Annotated in this window: 16 protein-coding genes; 9 read left to right on the top strand and 7 right to left on the bottom strand. The window is 74.8% G+C overall.

Translation table 11 applies throughout. The features are described 5' to 3' along the window. Window positions 1-104 precede the first annotated feature (104 nt). The gene (locus ACH4F6_RS12840; protein ID WP_397960100.1) at window positions 105-1,619 is read left to right on the top strand and encodes a CehA/McbA family metallohydrolase; all 1,515 of its coding nucleotides are present in this window, start codon (window positions 105-107) and stop codon (window positions 1,617-1,619) included. 409 nt (window positions 1,620-2,028) lie between these two features. Here the strand turns inward: ACH4F6_RS12840 and ACH4F6_RS12835 are convergent, their stop codons facing one another. Next, the gene (locus tag ACH4F6_RS12835; RefSeq protein ID WP_397960098.1) at window positions 2,029-2,676 is read right to left on the bottom strand and encodes a hypothetical protein; all 648 of its coding nucleotides are present in this window, start codon (window positions 2,674-2,676) and stop codon (window positions 2,029-2,031) included. Between the two features lie 202 nt (window positions 2,677-2,878). On the opposite strand from ACH4F6_RS12835, the gene ACH4F6_RS12830 reads away from it, so the two are divergent. The 3 genes from ACH4F6_RS12830 to ACH4F6_RS12820 all read left to right on the top strand — a co-directional run bounded on the left by ACH4F6_RS12830 (window position 2,879) and on the right by ACH4F6_RS12820 (window position 6,914). Next, a complete protein-coding gene (locus ACH4F6_RS12830) occupies window positions 2,879-3,274 on the top strand; it encodes a nitroreductase/quinone reductase family protein (protein WP_397960096.1) in 396 nt (131 codons plus the stop codon). A gap of 258 nt (window positions 3,275-3,532) precedes the next feature. Beyond that, the gene (locus tag ACH4F6_RS12825) at window positions 3,533-6,505 is read left to right on the top strand and encodes a BTAD domain-containing putative transcriptional regulator (RefSeq protein WP_397960094.1); all 2,973 of its coding nucleotides are present in this window, start codon (window positions 3,533-3,535) and stop codon (window positions 6,503-6,505) included. 214 nt (window positions 6,506-6,719) lie between these two features. Further along, complete coding sequence (locus ACH4F6_RS12820; protein ID WP_397960092.1) at window positions 6,720-6,914, top strand: hypothetical protein; 195 nt, start codon at window positions 6,720-6,722, stop codon at window positions 6,912-6,914. Window positions 6,915-7,163: 249 nt separating this feature from the next. Here the strand turns inward: ACH4F6_RS12820 and ACH4F6_RS12815 are convergent, their stop codons facing one another. The 3 genes from ACH4F6_RS12815 to ACH4F6_RS12805 all read right to left on the bottom strand — a co-directional run bounded on the left by ACH4F6_RS12815 (window position 7,164) and on the right by ACH4F6_RS12805 (window position 11,238). Then, window positions 7,164-7,739: a hypothetical protein gene (locus tag ACH4F6_RS12815; RefSeq protein WP_397960090.1), complete on the bottom strand. Its 576-nt coding sequence runs from the start codon at window positions 7,737-7,739 to the stop codon at window positions 7,164-7,166. 213 nt (window positions 7,740-7,952) lie between these two features. Next, the gene (locus tag ACH4F6_RS12810) at window positions 7,953-10,325 is read right to left on the bottom strand and encodes a PQQ-binding-like beta-propeller repeat protein (protein WP_397960088.1); all 2,373 of its coding nucleotides are present in this window, start codon (window positions 10,323-10,325) and stop codon (window positions 7,953-7,955) included. 178 nt (window positions 10,326-10,503) lie between these two features. Next, on the bottom strand, window positions 10,504-11,238 hold the full coding sequence (locus ACH4F6_RS12805; RefSeq protein ID WP_397960086.1) for a VOC family protein: 735 nt from the start codon (window positions 11,236-11,238) through the stop codon (window positions 10,504-10,506). 134 nt (window positions 11,239-11,372) lie between these two features. Here ACH4F6_RS12805 and ACH4F6_RS12800 point away from each other — a divergent pair, with 134 nt between their 5' ends. Then, window positions 11,373-12,002 (top strand): TetR family transcriptional regulator, encoded by a 630-nt coding sequence (locus tag ACH4F6_RS12800; RefSeq protein WP_397960344.1) that lies wholly within the window; start codon window positions 11,373-11,375, stop codon window positions 12,000-12,002. Between the two features lie 151 nt (window positions 12,003-12,153). Here ACH4F6_RS12800 and ACH4F6_RS12795 read toward each other — a convergent pair whose 3' ends face one another. Continuing rightward, complete coding sequence (locus tag ACH4F6_RS12795; protein ID WP_390660360.1) at window positions 12,154-12,606, bottom strand: Lrp/AsnC family transcriptional regulator; 453 nt, start codon at window positions 12,604-12,606, stop codon at window positions 12,154-12,156. 82 nt (window positions 12,607-12,688) lie between these two features. Here ACH4F6_RS12795 and ACH4F6_RS12790 point away from each other — a divergent pair, with 82 nt between their 5' ends. The 3 genes from ACH4F6_RS12790 to ACH4F6_RS12780 all read left to right on the top strand — a co-directional run bounded on the left by ACH4F6_RS12790 (window position 12,689) and on the right by ACH4F6_RS12780 (window position 15,214). After that, on the top strand, window positions 12,689-13,303 hold the full coding sequence (locus ACH4F6_RS12790; protein WP_397960083.1) for a LysE family translocator: 615 nt from the start codon (window positions 12,689-12,691) through the stop codon (window positions 13,301-13,303). Between the two features lie 156 nt (window positions 13,304-13,459). Further along, the gene (locus tag ACH4F6_RS12785) at window positions 13,460-14,125 is read left to right on the top strand and encodes a pyridoxal 5'-phosphate synthase (protein ID WP_397960081.1); all 666 of its coding nucleotides are present in this window, start codon (window positions 13,460-13,462) and stop codon (window positions 14,123-14,125) included. Between the two features lie 108 nt (window positions 14,126-14,233). Next, window positions 14,234-15,214 carry an expansin EXLX1 family cellulose-binding protein gene (locus ACH4F6_RS12780; protein ID WP_397960079.1) on the top strand — a complete coding sequence of 327 codons (981 nt, stop codon included), beginning with the start codon at window positions 14,234-14,236 and terminating at the stop codon, window positions 15,212-15,214. Between the two features lie 53 nt (window positions 15,215-15,267). Here ACH4F6_RS12780 and ACH4F6_RS12775 read toward each other — a convergent pair whose 3' ends face one another. Then, complete coding sequence (locus tag ACH4F6_RS12775) at window positions 15,268-16,128, bottom strand: GNAT family N-acetyltransferase (RefSeq protein WP_397960077.1); 861 nt, start codon at window positions 16,126-16,128, stop codon at window positions 15,268-15,270. Next, window positions 16,125-16,736 carry a GNAT family N-acetyltransferase gene (locus tag ACH4F6_RS12770; protein WP_397960075.1) on the bottom strand — a complete coding sequence of 204 codons (612 nt, stop codon included), beginning with the start codon at window positions 16,734-16,736 and terminating at the stop codon, window positions 16,125-16,127. Before ACH4F6_RS12770 ends, ACH4F6_RS12775 begins: the two co-directional genes overlap by 4 nt. An 85-nt stretch (window positions 16,737-16,821) precedes the next feature. On the opposite strand from ACH4F6_RS12770, the gene ACH4F6_RS12765 reads away from it, so the two are divergent. Next, on the top strand, window positions 16,822-18,555 hold the full coding sequence (locus tag ACH4F6_RS12765; protein WP_397960073.1) for a subtype B tannase: 1,734 nt from the start codon (window positions 16,822-16,824) through the stop codon (window positions 18,553-18,555). Window positions 18,556-18,601 lie beyond the last annotated feature (46 nt).

The following is an 18,601-nucleotide window of genomic DNA, read 5'->3' as shown; positions in this document are numbered from 1 at the left end:
CGACGCGACGAAAGCATGTGCGGAGCACGTCGCCCGTCGTCCGGACACCTGCCGACCCCCTCCCCGTCCACGGGAGTTCAGGACCGCACGGGACAGTGCCGGACATGTGTGACGACGACCAGGAGAACGGGATCGCACGACGCGCGCTGTTCGTCACCGGCGCCGCCGCCGCGCTTACCTTGGGGGGCGTGAGCTTCGCCGCGGCCGACGGCCGGGACCGGGAGACGAGGACCGTCCGGGGCACGCTGCCCCCGGGGGCACCGGACTTCGTGTACGTACCCGTCGAAGTGCCCCCGGGCGTACGGGAACTGAGGGTCGCGTACGCCTACGACCGCCCGTCCGTGCCCGCCGGCACGGCCGGCAACGCGCTCGACATCGGCGTCTTCGACGAACGCGGCACCGAGCTGGGCGGGGAGGGCTTCCGGGGCTGGTCCGGGGGCGCCCGCACGGAGTTCTTCCTCCGCGCCGACGACGCCACGCCGGGGTACCTCCCGGGTCCGGTGCGCCAGGGCACCTGGCACGTGGTGCTGGGCCCCTACACGGTGGCGCCGCAGGGCCTGGCGTACGAGCTGACGGTCACGCTGACGTACGGCGAACCGGGTGAGGCCGTGCGGCCGGCGTATCCGCCGGAGCGGGCGAAGGGCCGGGGCCGGGCCTGGTACCGGGGCGACTGCCACCTGCACTCCTGGTACTCCGACGGCCGCCGCACACCGGCCCGGATCGGGGCGCTGGCGCGGGCGGCGGGTCTGGACTTCATCAACACCTCCGAGCACAACACGCACGCGGCGCACGCCCACTGGGCGGACGTGGCCGGGGACGACCTGCTGGTCCTGCTCGGCGAGGAGGTCACGACGAGGAACGGGCACGTCGTGGCGGTGGGCACGGACCCCGGGACCTTCGTCGACTGGCGCTACCGGGCCCGCGACAACCGCTTCGGCCGGTTCGCCCGCCGGATCCGCCGGGCGGGCGGCCTGGTGGTGCCGGCCCACCCGCACGCCACCTGCGTCGGCTGCGGCTGGAAGTTCGGCTTCGGGGAGGCGGACGCGGTCGAGGTGTGGAACGGGCCCTACACGCCCGACGACGAGACGGCCCTGGCGGACTGGGACGCGAGGCTGGTGGCGGGGGTGCGGGAGGGCCGGCAGGACTGGCTCCCGGCGATGGGCAGCAGTGACGCGCACCGGGATCCGGACGTGGTGGGGCTGCCCCAGACGGTGGTCCTGGCCGACGACCTGACCCGGGAGGCGGTCCAGGACGGCATCCGCGCCGGGCGGTCGTACGTCGCCGAGTCGAGCAGGGTGTCGCTGGCGTTCACGGCGACGGGCGGCCGGGGCGAGCGGGCCGGTATCGGGGAGCGCCTGAAGGTGGGGCGCGACGCACCGGTGACGGTCCGCCTGGAGGTGACGGGCGCCCCGCGCTGCACGGTCCGCTTCGTCACCGACCAGGGCGTGCTGTTCACGAGCGCCCCGCTGCCCGTGTCGGGTGCGGGGGTCGTGGAGTGGCGCACGACCCCCTCGTACGCGGCGTACGTACGGGCCGAGGTGCGGCACGAGGTGGCGGCGGGACCGCTGCCGGGGGCGCCGGCGGCGTTCACCAACCCGGTGTTCCTCGGGCGGGAGTGAGGCGGGCGGGGCCGCCTCTGCCCTGCGGGCCCTCACTCGACCGTGACCGTGCACGTGATCCGCTCCGGCTCCGTCGGCGTCACCGGGCCGGACGGGGCCGGGACCGGCTCGCCCTCGGCGACGCCTCCTCCACGCCGGTCAGGGCCGTCCGGCCCGCGCCGGCACCGTCGCCGTGCGCTTTCCCCGTGCTGTGATCACGCCGGCGGGGAGGCCGACACGCGCCGGCGCACGCCCGGCGGGGGATCACACCTCGCCCGCAGGGACCTCACACCGGGCGGACTCCTGTGCGCCCGGGGAACGTTCGGGGTGCGTTCGGGCGGTGGTGGGGTCCGCCGGCCCGGTCGCCACCGCGCGCGGTGCGGCGGCGCGCGGTCCGGTGCCCGCGCCGGGTGCGGGAGCCGGGTGGGCGTCAGTAGCGCTGGGCCTTGGCGACCACGGCGGTCAGCTGCGGCTCGGGGGGTTTGCGGCTGATGGCGAGAGGGTGCGCCTTCTTGCCCGGGGCGAGGTCCTCGGCGCCGACGAAGCGGGTCTCCACGACCTTGCCGGAGGAGTCGCGGAAGTCGACCTGGACGGCGTAGGAAGCGGTGGCGTCCGTGCTGTTGGTGATGTTCACGACGACGGCGAGCAGACCGCCCGTCTGGGACTTCGGCTTGCCCGTGAGCGAGACGTCGGCGGTGGCGTTGCCGCGGCCGTCGACGTCCGCCAGCTCCTTCTGGGCGGCCGCGTTGGCCCGGGCGACCTCCGCCGACACGGAGGCCTCGAACTCCGAGGCCCTGGCGGAGGCCGAGGAGGCGGCGGCCGACGCGGCCGCGCGGGCGGACTCCTTGACGGACTCGCCGAGCGAGGCGAGGGCGGACGGCGGCGTGCCGCTGAAGGCGGCGGTGTCGGGGGCCGTGGGGCGGGGGGTGGGCGAAGCGCCGCCGCCACCGTCGTCCGAACCGCAGGAGACGAGCGTCCCCGCGCCCGCGGCGGCCAGGGCCAGCCCGGCGAGCGCGGTCGCGGCGCGCCTCCGGGTCCGTCGTGGTGGTCTCGTCGCCTCCGACGCGTCGGCGCTCATGCCATGCGGTCCTTTCCCGGGGTGGACGGGCGGTGATTCACACCTTTTGCCCGGAAACATCGTGCACGGTGCCGGACGGGAGGGCCACTCCAGGCCACCGCGCCCACCCCCGTCCCGGCGTTCTCCCGCCCCCACCCGCCCGGCCGGTGGCAAGGTGGGCGACGCGTCCCAGGCCCGCCCCTACCGGAAGGCACGACAGACCATGTCCCGTCTCGACGACCTCCGCTTCCGTGCCGCGACCGCCTTCCAACGGCATGTCGCCAACCCGCTCACCCGCCGCCTGCCCCTCCAGACGCTCCTGGAGACCACCGGCCGCGTCTCCGGTCTGCCCCGCCGGACGCCGGTGGGCGGCCGGCGCGTCGGGGACTCCTTCTGGCTGGTGTCGGAGTTCGGCGAGCGCTCGCAGTACGTCCGCAACATCCGGGCCGACCCCCGGGTGCGGGTGCGCATCCGCGGACGGTGGCACACCGGTACGGCCCACCTGCTCCCCGACGACGACCCCCGCGCCCGCCTGCGCCTCCTCCCCCGCTACAACAGCGCGGCCGTACGGGTCCTCGGCACGGGACTGCTGACGGTACGGGTCGACCTCACGGACTGAGCGCGGACGGAACGACCCCGGACGGCACCGCTCATGAGCACCGCACCGCCCATGGATTGACGAGTCGTCAGCTTTCGCGCGGAGAACGCCGTTCCCTCGCCGGGCCGTTCGCCGGACTCCGCGCGGATGTGTGCGAAGAGGGGGCGCGAGGCGCGCGTCTCCCACAGGTCCCCCTGTGATCGGCGTCTCCCACGGTGACGTTTCCGGCATGGACAGGGCAAACTGAACTGGTTGTTCAGGATGCCTAGGGGGACCCCCATGGACGACCGTGTACCGCGCGTGCCGGAGCAGAGACGTCCCGGCTCCTCGGGGGAGCCGGTCCCGTTGCGCTTCGACGTGCTCGGCCCGGTGCGCGCCCGGCGCGGCGACGAGTCGCTGGCGACCGGCTCTCCCCAGCAACGCGCGCTGCTCGCCGCCCTGTTGCTGCGCGAGGGCCGCACCGCGACGGCCGCCGAACTGATCGACGCCCTGTGGGGCGAGGAGCCGCCGTCGCAGGCGCTGGCGGCGGTGCGGACGTACGCGTCGAGGCTGCGCAAGGTCCTCGACCCGGGCGTCCTGGTCAGCGACGCGGGCGGTTACGCGGTGCGGGGGCTGGGGGACGGCGCGCTGGACCTGGCGGTGGCGCAGGAGCTGGCGGCCCGGGCGGAGAAGGCGCGGGTGGCCGGGGACCTGACCGGAGCCCGGGACGCGCTGAAGCGGGCCCTGTCCCTGTGGGACGGCGAGGCCCTGGCCGGCGTGCCGGGGCCGTACGCGGAAGCCCAGCGGGTCCGCCTGGAGGAGTGGCGCCTCGGCCTGCTGGAGTCCCGCCTCGACCTGGACCTGGAGCTCGGCTGCCACGCGGAGACCGTCTCCGAACTGACGGCGCTGACGGCGGCGTACCCCCTGCGGGAGCGGTTCCGGGAGCTGCTGATGCTGGCGCTCTACCGGGGCGGGCGGCAGGCCGAGGCCCTCGCGGTGTACGCCGACACGCGGCGGCTGCTGGCGGAGGACCTGGGGGTGGACCCGCAGCCGGGGCTGCGCGAGCTCCAGCGCCGTATCCTCCAGGCCGACCCGGACCTGGCGGAACCGTCCGCCCCGGCGGCCGAGCCGCCGTCGGCGCGGGTACGGCCGGCACAGCTCCCGGCCACCGTGCCCGACTTCACCGGTCGGGCGTCCTTCGTGACCGAGCTGAGCGAGGTGCTGGCGGGCGCTTCCGGGGCCGGAGCGACCGGGACCGGCCGGGTGATGGCGGTGTCGGCGCTGGCGGGCATCGGGGGCGTCGGCAAGACGACCCTGGCCGTGCACGTGGCCCACCGGGCACGGACCGCCTTCCCCGACGGACAGTTGTACGTCGACCTCCAGGGCGCGGGCGCCCGGCCCGCGGAACCGGAGACGGTGCTGGGCTCCTTCCTGCGCGCCCTGGGCACGGCGGACTCGGCGATCCCGGACACCCTGCCGGAACGGGCGGCGCTGTACCGGTCGTTGCTGGACGGACGCCGGGTGCTGGTCCTGCTGGACAACGCGAAGGACGCGGCGCAGGTCCGTCCGCTGCTGCCCGGGACGGAGGGGTGCGCGGCGCTGGTCACCTCCCGGGTGCGCATGGTGGACCTGGCCGGGGCCCACCTGGTCGACCTGGACGTCATGTCCCCGGACGAGGCGCTGACCCTGTTCACGAGGATCGTGGGCGAGGAGCGGGTGGCCGCCGAGCGGGAAGCCGCCCTCGACGTCGTCGCGGCCTGCGGCTTCCTCCCGCTGGCGATCCGCATCGCCGCGTCCCGTCTCGCCTCCCGCCGCACCTGGACGGTGTCGGTCCTCGCCGCGAAGCTCGGGGACGAGCGCCGCCGGCTGGACGAACTCCAGGCCGGCGACCTGGCCGTCAAGGCGACCTTCGAACTCGGCTACGGCCAGCTGGAGCCGGCCCAGGCCCGCGCGTTCCGCCTGCTGGGACTGGCCGACGGCCCCGACATCTCGCTGGCGGCGGCCGCGGCGGTGCTGGACCTTCCGGTGGAGGAGACGGAGGACCTGCTGGAATCCCTCGTGGACACCTCCCTGCTGGAATCGGCGGCGCCCGGTCGCTACCGGTTCCACGATCTGGTCCGGCTCTACGCGCGTGCGTGCGCGGAGAGGGACGAGTGGCCGCCGAGTGAGCGGGAGGCCGCGCTCTCACGGCTGCTGGACTTCTACCTGGCGACGACGGGCCGGGTGTACGCGATCGAGCACCCCAGGGACCGGCTGGTCGACGACCTGGAGCCCACGCGCTACCCCGGGCTGCGTTTCACCGAGGCGACGGCGGCCCTCGACTGGTTGTACACGGAGGCCGGGCCGCTGCTGGCCTGCGTGCGGCAGGCGGCGGGGACGGAGAGACTGCGCCGGGCCGTCGACCTGTTGTGGGCGGCCAAGGACCTGACCGAGTCGGGAGCCAACTCCCACCAGTACGAGATGACGGCGAGGGCGACGTGCGACGCCACCCGGGCGATGGGCGACGGGCGGGCGGAGGGCAGGGCGCGGACGGTCCTCAGCGATGTGCTGCTGGTCTCCGGCCGCATCCAGCAGGCGGAGGACGAGGCCCGGGTCGCCATGGACCTGGCGGGGAGCGTCCGGGACGCCACCGCCGTCAGCTGGGTGGCGAACAACCGGGGGCTCGTCTGCCTGCACCAGGGCCGGTTCGCCGACGGCAAGGCGTTCTTCGACCAGGCCCTCGAAGGCCTGCGGGCGGCGGGGAACCGGCCCTTCGAGGCCACCGCTCTGGGCAACCTGTCCCGCGCGTACCTGGGAATGGGCGACACCGTCACGGCGGTCGAGATCGCGCGGCGCGGTCTGAGCGCGCACAGCGAGATCGGCCGGTCGGTGCGCCTCGCCAACAGCCACTTCGCCCTGGGGGTCGCGCTCACCCAGGCGGACCGTCATGCCGAGGCGCTCGGCCAGTTCTCCGACGCCCTGGACATCTTCCACGCCCACCGGCAGCGCCTGTGGGAGGGAGTGACCCACTTCCGCATCGCGCAGGTGCACCTCGCCGCGTGCCGCCCCGCACAGGCGGCTCAGCACGCCGAGCTGGCGCTCACCCTCGGCTGCATCGGCGGCGACCGGATGCGGGGGAACGTCCTGACGCTGCTGGGGCGGGCGCTCGCCGAACTGGGGCAGGTGGACCGGGCCAAGGCCTGCTGGCGTGAGGCGCTGAACCTCTGCGAGCAGAGCGGCGCACCGGAGGCGGAGGTCGTGCGCACGCTCCTCGCGCCCGCGTCCACGTGCTGATCGGTACGCTTCTCCCCGCACGGGCAGGGGCGTTCAGTGTTTGTTTATCGCGGTCCGGCACTGTATGACGAGTCGGAGCGTCGCGTCGGGGGGCAGGCGATCCGGCCAGGAGTCCGGCAGTTGATGCACGGCTCCGAGCGCCCGTCCGGCAGCCCGCGGGGGAGCTCCCGGGCGGGCGTTCCGCACTCGTCACCACAGCAGAGGAACTCAGGCCATGAGCGACCAGAAGAAGGACGCGACCGTCTCTTCGAAGAACAACGCGATGCCCACGCCGCCGGCGACGGACGAGACGATCACCACGCTGAACAACGCCATGCCCAGCGAGCCCGCGGGCAAGGAGACGATCACCACGCTGAACAACGCCATGCCCGCTCCGCCCGCCCTGGACCTGGACCTGGACGGCAAGTAGAGACCACTTCCCCACGGGGACCGATCGGCCGCGGCGGCGCGGAGGGGAGCCGCCGCGGCCGAGGTGTGTCCAGGGGCGAGCGCAGACCGTTCCACGGCGAGTCGGCCGTGTGTCGTCCTCGTCCGGGCCGGTGAGCGGGGGGGGCGGAGAAGCGGTCCGCGCCGTACCGCGTCGCACCGGGCGACCCGCCCCCGGCCGCCGGACGGGGCTGTCCGCCGTCCGCCGGCCGGGGCCGGGGTGCCGAGCGGGTCAGGTGGCCGGCGGGGCGTACAGGTCGACCTCGCAGTCGTCGATGCGGGGGAGGAGCTTGCTGTCGCCCACCTCCACCCGCCCGGTCGCGGTGCCGTTCGCGGGCACGTCGACGTCGGCGCTGCCGAGGACGACCGTGTCGCCCCGGGCGTCGTAGAAGCCGACGTTCACCGTGAAGGTGCCGGCGACGGCGTTGGGGTTGGTCACCTCGACCGTCGCGTACGGCGTCTCCTCGCCGGCGCAGCCGACCAGGACCGCCTCGGCGTCCTGGAGCGCGGACGACCCGCCGGAACCGGAGCCGGTGCCGTCGCCGTGGTCGTCGTCGGTGTAGTCGTCGTCGTAGTCGTCGTAGTGCGAGCCGCTCGTGCCGGACGAGGACGATCCGCCGCTGCTCGACGAGCTGTCGTGGTCCTGGCGGGAGCTGCTGCATCCGCCGCCCCCACCGCCGTCGCCGCCGCCGTGGCTGCTGCTGCCGTGGCCCCGGCCGGTGGAGAAGCCGGTGAGGGCCAGCACCACCAGTGCCGCCACCGCGGTCAGTCTGAGCCTGCGTCCTCGTGTGTGTCCCCGTCGCTCCATGGTCACGACCCTAAGGGCCGCCTGTCACGAGCATGTCACTACCTGGCGACCGGCCCGTACGGGGCGTAGCGTCTGCGGGGAGAGCGGTGGACGGGCCGCTCCCTCAGCGACGGCCGCCGTCCGGCGCCCCCTTCCGTGCACTCGGTACGACGGCCGTCCCGACCGGCACGGACCCGAGCGCGTCGGGCGCCCTCGGACGCGGCGGACCGGGCCTCAGGCCGTCCTCGCCGTGCCCGTCCCCTTCTCCGCGTCCAGCGCGTACACGCAGCGGTCCTTGCTGCACGCGTACACGACGCCGTCCCGGACCACCGGGGAGCCGGTGATCTCGCCGCCGGTCGCGAGCTTCCAGCGCAGGCGGCCGTCGTCGGCCTTCAGGGTGTACAGCAGGTGGTCGGTGGAGCCGAAGTGGATGCGGCCCTCCGCGACCGCGGGCGCGCCGACGATGTCGCCGCCCGCCTGGAAGCGCCACTTGGGCGTGCCCGTGACCGCGTCCAGGGTGTAGAGGCCCTTGCCGCTGCCGACGTGGACGTGCCCGCCGGCGACCAGCACCGGGTCGACCGAGGAACGGGCCTCGGTGGCGATGCGCCAGCGGTCGCGGCCGTCGGTGGCGTCGAGGGCGTACACGGTGCCGAGGTAGTCGGCGAGGTAGACGCCGCCGCCGGTGACGGCCGGGCCGGGGACGAACGTGGGCGGGGAGAGGAACACCGCCGGGGCCTCGAAGTGCCAGCGCACCATGCCGCTCGCCACGTCGACGGCGAGGACCCGGGTGCCGGCGGAGAGGTAGACGTAGCCGTCCGGGGCGGCCGTGACCCGCACCGGGACGCCGCCGCAGGAGGCCGTGTCGCCGATCGGGTACGACCAGCGCTCGTCGCCCGTGCGGGCGTCCAGGGCCCGCAGGCGCGCGTCCTGCCAGAGGTAGACCGTGCCGTCGTGCAGGGCGGGGCCGGCCTCCGGGGACTCGAAGTCGGTCTGACAGCCGGTGACCTCCCACAGCTTCTGCCCGGTGGAGGCCTCCCAGCCCTGGACGCCGCCGCCGCGGGTGCCGGTGACCACCGTGCCCCGCTCGGCCCTGAGGCAGTACACCCAGGCGTCCGTCGGCAGCCGCCACAGGTCGGTGCCCTCGCGGGCGTCCAGGGCGTACAGGGTGGGTCCGTCGGAGGCGTGGACACGGCCGTCCGCGACCGCCATCGACCAGGCCACGTCCCGGGTCTTGAAGCGGCGGCGGCCGGTGGCCACGTCCAGGGCGTGCACCTCGAAGGAGGTCACGTAGACCAGGTCGCCGTCGACGGCCGGGGTGCCCCAGACGTCGTTGGACATGCGGAAACGCCAGGGGCGCCAGCCGGCCGGGGTCTCCGCGGGCGCCGGCGGGGCGGCCGGCGCGGCGGTCGCGTCGGCGCCGTTGACGCCGGGGCGGGGCCGGGACCAGGAGGCGACCAGGCCGGACTCGGGCGCGGGCGCCCGGACGGCCGCGGCGGCGCGGACGTCGGCGACGCGCGGGCCGGGGCCGATCGGGACCGCCGCGCCGGGCAGCCGGACGGGCCCGGTGTCGGGGGCGCCGACCGCGACGGGCGCGGGCGCCGGGACGACGGGGTCGTGCGGGGGCGGGGGCGGCACGGCCGGGCGGGCCGGCGCGGGGGCCGTTCCCGCGCCGTCGCGGCCCGCGGCGGGCGGGGCCGGCTTGCCGGCCGGGCGGCCGCCGCGGCGGGACTCGATGAGGGCGACCGCCTTCTCGGGCAGCCACGCCGACGCCGTGCCGCTGTCGTCGGAGCCGGAGCCGAAGAGGTGGGGTGCGAGCTGGGCCTGGAGGTCGGCGGGGCTGGGGCGGCCCACGGCCTCCATCTGCATGCAGGACTCGATGAGCGGGCGCAGCTCGTCCGGGAGGCCCTCCAGGTCCGGGCCCTCGCGCAGCAGCATGAAGACCGTCTCGACCGGGTTCGCGCCGTGGAACGGGGGGTGGCCGGTGGCGGCGAAGACGAGGGTGGAGCCGAGGGAGAACACGTCGCTGGCGCCGGTGACGCTGCGGGAGTCCTTGGCCTGCTCCGGGGACATGTAGGCGGGGGTGCCGACGGCGACGTTCGTCATCGTCAGACGCGTGTTCGACACGCCGGACGCGATGCCGAAGTCGATCACCCGCGGGCCGTCCTCGACGACCAGGACGTTTGACGGCTTCAGGTCGCGGTGGACGAGCCCGGCGCCGTGGATGGATTGGAGCGCCTCCGCGACACCCGCGGCCAGCCAGCGCACCGCCTGCGCCGGCAGCGGCCCGCACTCGTTCACTATCTCCTCGAGGGAGGGCGCGGGCACGTACGCGGTGGCCAGCCAGGGCACGGCGGCGCGCGGATCGGCGTCGACGACCGCGGCCGTGTAGAAGCCGGAGACCGCCCGGGCCGCCTCCACCTCGCGCGTGAAGCGCACGCGGAAGAGCTGGTCCTCGGCGAGTTCGGTGCGGACCGTCTTGATCGCCACGCGCCGGCCCGACGCCGAGCGCGCCAGATAGACCAGCCCCATGCCGCCGGCCCCCAGCCGTCCCAGCACCTCGAACGGCCCGATCCGCCGCGGATCGTGCTGCGTCAGCTGATCCACCACTTGCCTGCCACCTCCCCGTACGAGCCGCGTCACCCATGTGTGCACGCGACCGAAGTGCAGCGTCTCACCACCGCACCGCCGTGGCGGCACGCACCCCGATTCTTCCTGGCCGGACCACCGGTTGCGAACCCGGGGACAATGGGGGTGTCTCATTTCATATGCAGACAACCGAGACGGCTCACCGCTCCAGCACCGCGAACGACGCCCCTTGATTGTCCGTGACGACGGCCACCGTCCCGTACGAAGCGGTGAACGGACCCGCCTGGACCCGCCCGCCGAGCCGGCTCACGGCGCCCAGCGCCGCCTCGCAGTCCTCGACCCCGAAGTGGACCAGGAAGTGCGGCGGCATGACCTCGGGGAAGACGTCGGTGACCGGCACCCGGCCGAAGTCGGGCTCGGCGCCGGGGCCGAACAGGGCGTCGTGGAAGAGGTGGCCGTAGAAGGTGTTGGCGGTCGCGACGTCACGGGCGTAGAGCTGCGCCCAGGCGAAGGCGCCGGGCCGGTGGCGGACGGCGAAGCCCGGGTGGGCGCCCGCCTGCCACAGTCCGAAGACGGCGCCCTCGGGATCGGTGGCGAGGGCGGCGACGCCGAGGCCGTCCACCGGCAGCGGGGCGATCAGCACCTGTCCGCCGGCCACCCGGATCCGGCGGGCGGTCGCCTCCGCGTCCGGGGTCGCGAAGGACACCGTCCAGACGGTGGGCATCCGGCCGTCCGTCTTGGGCGCGAGCGCGGCGACCGGTTCGCCGTCCAGGAGGGCCCACACGGAGGCGCCGGGGGCCGCCCGGAACGTCCACCCGAAGAGCTCGCCGTAGAACCGCTCGCCCGCGTCCGCGTCGGGGAGCTGCGCGTCCACCCAGCAGGGGACGCCCTCGGGGTATCCGTCCGTGTGCACCGATGCCCTGTTTTCGGCCATGCAGCCAACCTAACGGCGGTGCGCGCAGGCCGCAGACCAGGCACACCCGCCTCTCCATCCGCTCGCACCCCATTTGCAGTCGGCCGAATCGCGCTCCCATCACCCCTCGGTAAGCTGACGACATGACAGGACAAGTGCGTACCGTCGACGGCCGCGTGGCCGGTCGACGCGGGCAGGCGACGCGGCAGAAGCTGCTCGACTGTCTCAGTGAGATGCTCAGCTCCTCTCCGTACCGGGATGTCAAGGTCATCGACGTGGCCCGGAAGGCGGGCACTTCGCCCGCGACCTTCTACCAGTACTTCCCGGACGTCGAGGGCGCCGTCCTGGAGATCGCCGAGCAACTGGCCGCCGAGGGCGCCGGGTTGACCGAGCTGCTCGAGGGTCGCTCGTGGGTCGGCAAGGCCGGCTGGCAGACGGCACAGGAACTCGTCGACGGGTTCCTGGAATTCTGGAAGAAGAACGACGCGATCCTCCGCGTCGTCGACCTCGGCGCGGCCGAGGGCGACAAGCGCTTCGCCAAGCTCCGTCTGAAGATCCTCAACTCGGTGAACGCCTCCCTCGCGGACGCCGTCGCCGGCTTGCAGGGCAAGGGCCGCGTCGACAAGGACGTGAACCCGGCCGCGGTCGCGGGCGCCCTGGTCGCGATGCTCGCGGCGGTCGCCTCGCACCAGAAGGGCCTCCAGGGCGTCAAGCAGGCCGAACTGAGGCCCAACCTGGCGCTGTTGGTCCACCTGGGCGTCACCGGCAAGAAGCCGACCAGATAGCCGGCGGCAGCCCCCCCTTTTTTTGCTCACACACGCGCGTCCTGTCTGGCAGGCGGTGGACCACCCGGTTTCCCCGGGCGGGCCACCGCCTGCCGCGCTGTGCGGGCGTTCGTCCTGCGGCCACGGACCGGCGGCGGTCGGCCCCGCGGCCTCACGCCGGCAGCGGCCGGTCCTTCACCACGTGCTTCATGACCAGCGTCGACGTCAGCCGCTGCACGCCCGGCAGGGTCGCCAGCCGCTCGTCGTAGAGGCGCTGGAAGGCCGCGAGGTCGGCGGTGGCCACCCGCAGCAGGTAGTCCGGCTCGCCGAACAGCCGCTGGGCGTCCAGCACGTGCTCCACCTCGCCGACGGCCCGCTCGAACTCGGCCACCGTGTCCCGGTCCTCCTGCCGCATGGAGACGAAGACCAGCGCCTCGAAGGTCAGCCCCACGGCGGCCGGCTCCACGACCGCGCGGTAACCGCTGATCGCCCCGGACCGCTCCAGCTCCCGCAGCCGCCGGTGGCAGGGCGAGACGCTCAGCCGCACCCGCGCGGCCAGCTCGGTCACGGTCAGCCGCCCGTCCTGCTGGAGCTCGGCAAGGATTTTCCGGTCCACGTCGTCCATGGGGAAGATCTTCCCCCGCAAAGGCGGCTTCCGCGAAAACATCGGGAACACTTTCGGCCGCATCGCGCCTAATGTCCCCCTCATGGACACGGGAACCCTGATCTCCTTCCTCGCGGTGGACCTGCTGCTGGTCTGCGTCCCGGGCGCCGACTGGGCGTACGTGATCGCCGCCGGGCTCCGCGGCCGCTCGGTGGGCGCCGCGGTGGCCGGGCTGGTGAGCGGCTACGCGCTGCACACGGCGCTGGCGGCGGCCGGTCTCGCCGTGCTGGTCGCCGGATCGCCCGCGCTGCTCACCGCGCTGACGGCGGCGGGGGCGGCGTACCTGGTGCGGCTGGGCTGGGGCGTGCTGCGGCGGCCCGCCGTACCGGAGGCGGGGGAGACCGTCGAGGAGGGCCGGGGGCGCGTCTTCCTGCGCGGGGCCACGATCAGCGGCCTCAACCCCAAGGGCCTGCTCCTCTACCTCTCGGTGCTGCCCCAGTTCCTCGTCACCCGGGACGCGCGCCTGCCGGTCCCCGCGCAGACGGCCGCTCTGGGCCTGCTGCACATGGCGTGCTGCGCCGCCGTCTACCTGGCGGTGGGCGTGCTGGCCCGCTCCCTGCTGGGCGCCCGCCCGGCGGCCGCCCGCGCGGTGACCCGCACCTCCGGCGCGGCGATGCTCGGCATCGGCGCGTTCCTGCTGGTCCAGCAGGCGTTCTAGGACCGGCGGCGGGCGCCTCGTCGCCAGGGGCGCGGGCATGACGTGGAGCGAGTGGAGCGAGGAGGAACACGTCGCGTACCTGACGGGCGAGCGGCCCGGTCCGGTGGACCCTCCGGACGAGTACCGGGCCCTGACCCGACCGCCGATACTCGGACCATGGGAACGGACCTTCACGAAGTGCTGCGGTCGCTGCGGGTGTGGGACCCGGAGGTGACCGAGCTGCCGCCCTTCGACCCGGACGCGGCGCCCGCCGAACCGCTGGAGCTGTTCACGGCCTGGTTCGCTCAGGCCGCGGCGGCGGGTGAACGCGAACCGCACACGATGACGCTGGCCACGGTGGACGAGGAGGGCCTGCCGGACGCCCGCGTCGTGATGCTGCACGGCGCCGACGACCGGGGCTGGGCGTTCGCGACCCACGCGACGAGCCGCAAGGGCCGCTCCCTCGCCGCCCGGCCCTACGCGGCCCTCACCTTCTACTGGCCGGTGCTGGGCCGCCAGGTCCGCGTGCGCGGCCCGGTCGCCGTCGCGCCGCCCGAGGAGGCCCGGACCGACCTGCGGGTCCGGTCGACGGGGGCGCTGGCGGCCGCGCTGACCGGGCGGCAGAGCGAGGTCCTGGGTTCGACGGCGGAGCTGGCGGCCGCGTCCGAGGCCGCCTGGGAGCGGGCCCGGCAGGACCCGTCCGCCGAGGCGCCGACGTGGACGCTGTACCGGCTGCGGGCGGAGGCGGTGGAGTTCTTCCAGGGGGAGGAACGGCGGCGGCACGTGCGGCTCAGGTACCGGCGGGAGGACGGGGGCTGGGTCACGGAACTGCTGTGGCCCTGAGCGGCACGGGGGCGGGTCCGCCCCCGTGACCGGCCGGCGGCAACCTTTCCCGGGGCGGCGGCGACCAGCTGACGACGTGTCTCCCGGACCCGCGTGAAGGACTCAGCCGTGGCCTCCCCCTCGCACCGCCGTTCCCGCCGTTCCCGCCGCGACCGGCGCACCGCGCCCGTCGCCGTCACCGTGGCGACCGCCGTGGTGGCCGTCGCGCTCCTCGTGTCCCTGGTGATCGCCTCGCGGCCCGACGGCGGGGGTGACACCCGGGACACCGCGGCCCGGCCCGCCGCGGGAGCCGCGGCCGCCGGCCCGACGGCGCCGGCTCCGGCGGCGACGAGCGGGAGGCCGTCCCCCACCGCCACGCCGTCGGCGTCCCCGAGCACGACGGCCACGGCCGGCCCGTCGGCCGCCGCGGCCACCCCCTCCGCGCGGCCCACGCCCGCGAGCCGCCCCCGCACGCCGTCCGCGGCCGCGCCCCTGGCGGGACGGATCCGTCCCGGCGTCACCTACCAGGGGGTCGCCACCTCCTACGACGTCGGCGACGGCGACGGCGCCTGCTCCTACGGACCCACCGACGACGTCATGACCGCGGCGATGAACACCGCCGACTACGAGACGTCCGCGGCGTGCGGGGCGTACGTCCTGGTCCGCGCGGCCGGCGGCGCGTCCGTCACGGTCCGGATCACCAACGAGTGCCCCGCGCCCTGCGCCCCCGGCCAGCTCGACCTCAGCAGGCAGGCCTTCGCCGAGCTCGCCGACCTCTCGGCCGGCCGGATCGCGATCACGTGGAGCCTGCTCAGCCCGAGCACGTCCGGCACCGTCGCCATCCGCTACAAGACGGGCTCCAGCCGCTACTGGTGCGGCATCCAGGCGCTCGGCCACCGCAATCCGCTGGCGCGGCTCGAGGTCCGGACGGACGGCGGGTGGACCGCGCTGACCCGCACCGAGTACAACTACTTCCTCTCCGAGCAGGGCACCGGGTGCGGGGGCGCGATCCGGCTCACCGACGTCTACGGGGAACGGCTGACCGTCGAGGGGATCGCGCTGCGGCCGGAGGCCGTGCAGACGACCCGGGTCCAGTTCGCCGCGCGCTGAGACCCCGTGCGCCGAACCCCCGCGCGCGGGGCGGCCGGCGGGCCCGTGGGCGGCTACCCGTGGAAGGCGTGGACCGCGAAGTCCGCGACCGGCCGGTAGCCGATGCGCTGGTACAGCCCGTTGCTCGTCGGGTTGGCCAGGTCGGTGAAGAGGAGCACCTCCGCGGCGCCGGCCTCCCGGGCGACCCGGCTGACCTCGGCCGTCACCGCGCCCGCGTAGCCCCGGCCGCGCAGTCCGGCCGGCGTGTGGACGGGGGCCACCCGCACCTGGCCGGCCACCACCGGGGTCACGCCGGCCATGGAGACGGGGGTGCCGTCGGGGGTCTCCCAGAAGGTGACCCCGCCGTGGGCGAGGCGGGAGTCGGCCCAGGCTCCGCTGTCCTGGGCGTGGCCTTCGCCGAGGGCCGCGTAGAACTCCTCGAACCACGCGACCAGCCGGTCCCGGTCGGACGCGGCGGCGATCCTCGGGCGGCCCGCCGGAACCGGCTCGGGGACCGTCAACCCGGCGAGCCGGTAGAGGCGTTGCTCCTGCCGGAGGCGGACGTCCGCGCCCGTGTGCCGGTGCCAGGCCGCCGCGAAGGCGGCCGCCGTGTCGCGGGCGGCGGCCACGCCGGGGAGGGTGTGTCCGTCGGCGGCCAGCCGGGCGGCGAGGGCGTCGGAGTCCTCGGCGGTGAGGGGGGTGACGTTGATCCAGTGCGGGGGCGTGCGGAAGAACACCGCGCGGACGGCGCCGTCCCGTTCCAGCGTGCCGAAGAGCGGGTCGCCCGGGCCGAACGCGTGCGGGCCCCGGCGGCGCAGGGCGTCCGTCACCGTCAGGGGGACGGTGTGCAGGGCGGGCTCGGAGGCGAGGAACGCGCCGGCGCGGGCCAGGAAGGCGTCCAGGTCGTGCGTGAGACGCCAGTCGGCGGCGCTCACCGCGGCCCTCCGAAGGCCGGCTCGGGGTCCGTCGCGAGGCGTCCGTGCCGGTGGACGTCCCGGAAGGCGTCCTTGCGGCCCGCCTCCCACATCGCCCCGCGCAGCGTCCCCTCGTACCGGAAGCCGCACCGCTCGGCGGTGCGGCAGGACGCCTCGTGGCCGAGGGCGTGGCCCAGTTCGAGGCGGTGCAGGCCGAGTTCGTCGTAGGTCCAGCGGGTCGTGAGGAGCAGGGCGCGGGTGGCCACCTGGCGGCCGCGGGCCTCGGGGAGGACCCAGTAGCCGACGTTGCCGGAGCTCATCAGGCGGTCGACGGCGTTCAGGCCGATCTGCCCGAGGACCGTCCCGTCGCCGGCGTCCGTGACGCAGAGGGTCAGGGACTTCCCGTCCGCCATGTCCGCGGTCTTCGCCCGCAGCGACTCCTGTGCGTCGGCGGTGTCCGTGATGGTCCGCAGCGGGGTGTTCCAGCGCAGGAACTCGGGGTCCGTGTGCCCGCGCCGCCACGCGTCCACGTCGGTGGCGGAGCCGGGGTCCCAGGGGCGCAGGCACAGGCCGTGGCCCTGGAGCACAGGGGCGGACGGGAGGGCGGGCGACTCTCCGATGCCGGTCATCCGGTCATTGAACACCTCCCCCGCCCCGGCCGTCCCGGATGAGAGACGGCTGTGGGTCCGCCGCGAAGCTGTGCATCCCCCGTGAATGACCGCGGATTGTTGGCAATTTTGTCGCCAACCTGGCTACGTTCACTCGGGCAAGCCGGAAGCAGCGAGGAGTCGAACCGTGAAGCACAGGGCAGTCAAGCGCAGGTCGGTCGTCATCGGCATCGGGGCCACCGCAGGCGTCGCGGCGGTGGGCGGCATCGCCCTCAGCGCCCAGGCGGCGGGCGGGACCGCGTCCTCGTCCTCGTCGCGGGACTCCGCCGGCTCCCTGGCCTTCGACCCGGACGCCTACACCGAGCTGACGACCACGGTCACGGACCCGGACGGCACCGAGCACTCCGTGACGTACCACTTCTGGAAGGCGATCACCTACGTCGCCAAGCCGGTGGACGAGAAGTACCAGAGCCTCAACGTCAGCGTCCCGGTCAGGATCGACGGCGAGGAGGTCGACGCGAGCGACGCGCCGATCCTCCTCGCGAACTCCGTCGGCGGGTACATGCCGTCCTCGGTGGCGGACGCCACCGGGATCGGCGCGTCCGGCGCTCCCACGGGCGGCGCCGGTGGCGCCTCGGCCTCCGCGAGCCCCGCGCCCGGCGCTTCGGCGGCCCCGGGCGCCCCGGGCGCCAACGGCAACACCAACGGCAACGGCGGCGCCCTGAACACGAACCAGCTCCTGGCCCTGGCCGCCGGGTACGTCGTCGTCGAGCCCGGCGCCCGCGGCCGCACCCTGAAGAACTCCGCCGGCGAGTACTACGGCGTGGCCCCCGCCGTGATCGTCGACCTCAAGGCCGCCGTGCGGTACGTGCGGGCCAACAAGGGCCGCATCCCCGGCGACACCGACCGCATCGTGTCCGCGGGCACCAGCGCGGGCGGCGCCGTCTCCGCGCTGCTCGGCGCCTCCGGCGACAGCCCGCTCTACGACGCGTACCTCGAGGAGATCGGCGCGGCCGACGCCAGTGACGCGATCTTCGCGACCGGCGCCTGGTGCCCGATCACGGACCTGGAGCACGCCGACGGCGCCTACGAGTGGAACTGGGGCTCCAACGCCACCGGTTCGGGCGCGAAGGTCGACCAGACGGTGTCGAAGGAACTCCGGGCGCAGTTCGCCGAGTACCAGGCCGGCCTGAAGCTCAAGGGCCTGGGCGGCTTCGGCACGCTCACCGCCCGCAACTACGACGCGTACCTGCTCGAGCAGTACCTGGAGCCGTCGGCCACCGCCTACCTCGCCGCCCTGTCGGACTCCGAGCGCGCGACCTACCTCGCCGCGCACACCGCCATCACCTGGAAGAACGGCAAGGCGACCTTCTCCTGGGCCGACTTCCTGACCCATGTCGGCGCCCGCAAGAAGACCGCCCCCGCGTTCGACGCGTTCGACCTGTCGACCGGCGAGAACAACGAGTTCGGCAAGGGCACGACCCTCGCCCGCCACTTCACGGCGTACGGCCAGAAGAACGACACGACGGGGCTCACCGGCAAGCGGCCGGACAGCGACATCCCCGAGCTGCTGCGGCTGATGAACCCGATGTACTTCCTGGTCGAGAAGGCCAACCCGCACCGCGCCAAGCACTGGTGGATCCGGCTCGGCGCCAAGGACTCCGACACCTCGCACACGGTGTCGGCCAACCTCGCCGCCGCCGCGCACGCCCTGGGCGACGACGTCAGCCACCTCTACTACTGGGACCAGGGCCACGGCGCCAACACCGACCCGGGCGACTTCATCCAGTGGATCGCGAAGGTGACGGGCCACAAGGCCAGGGGCACGTCCGGGAAGTAGCCCCCGGCCCGGTCACCAGCCCGGCCCGCCCGCCCCGGCGGCGGGC

The organism is Streptomyces sp. NPDC017936, from assembly GCF_044328485.1.
Classification (GTDB): Bacteria; Actinomycetota; Actinomycetes; order Streptomycetales; family Streptomycetaceae; genus Streptomyces.
The sequence above is the reverse complement of the archived record's forward strand: the minus strand, read 5'-3'. Positions and strand labels throughout refer to the sequence as shown.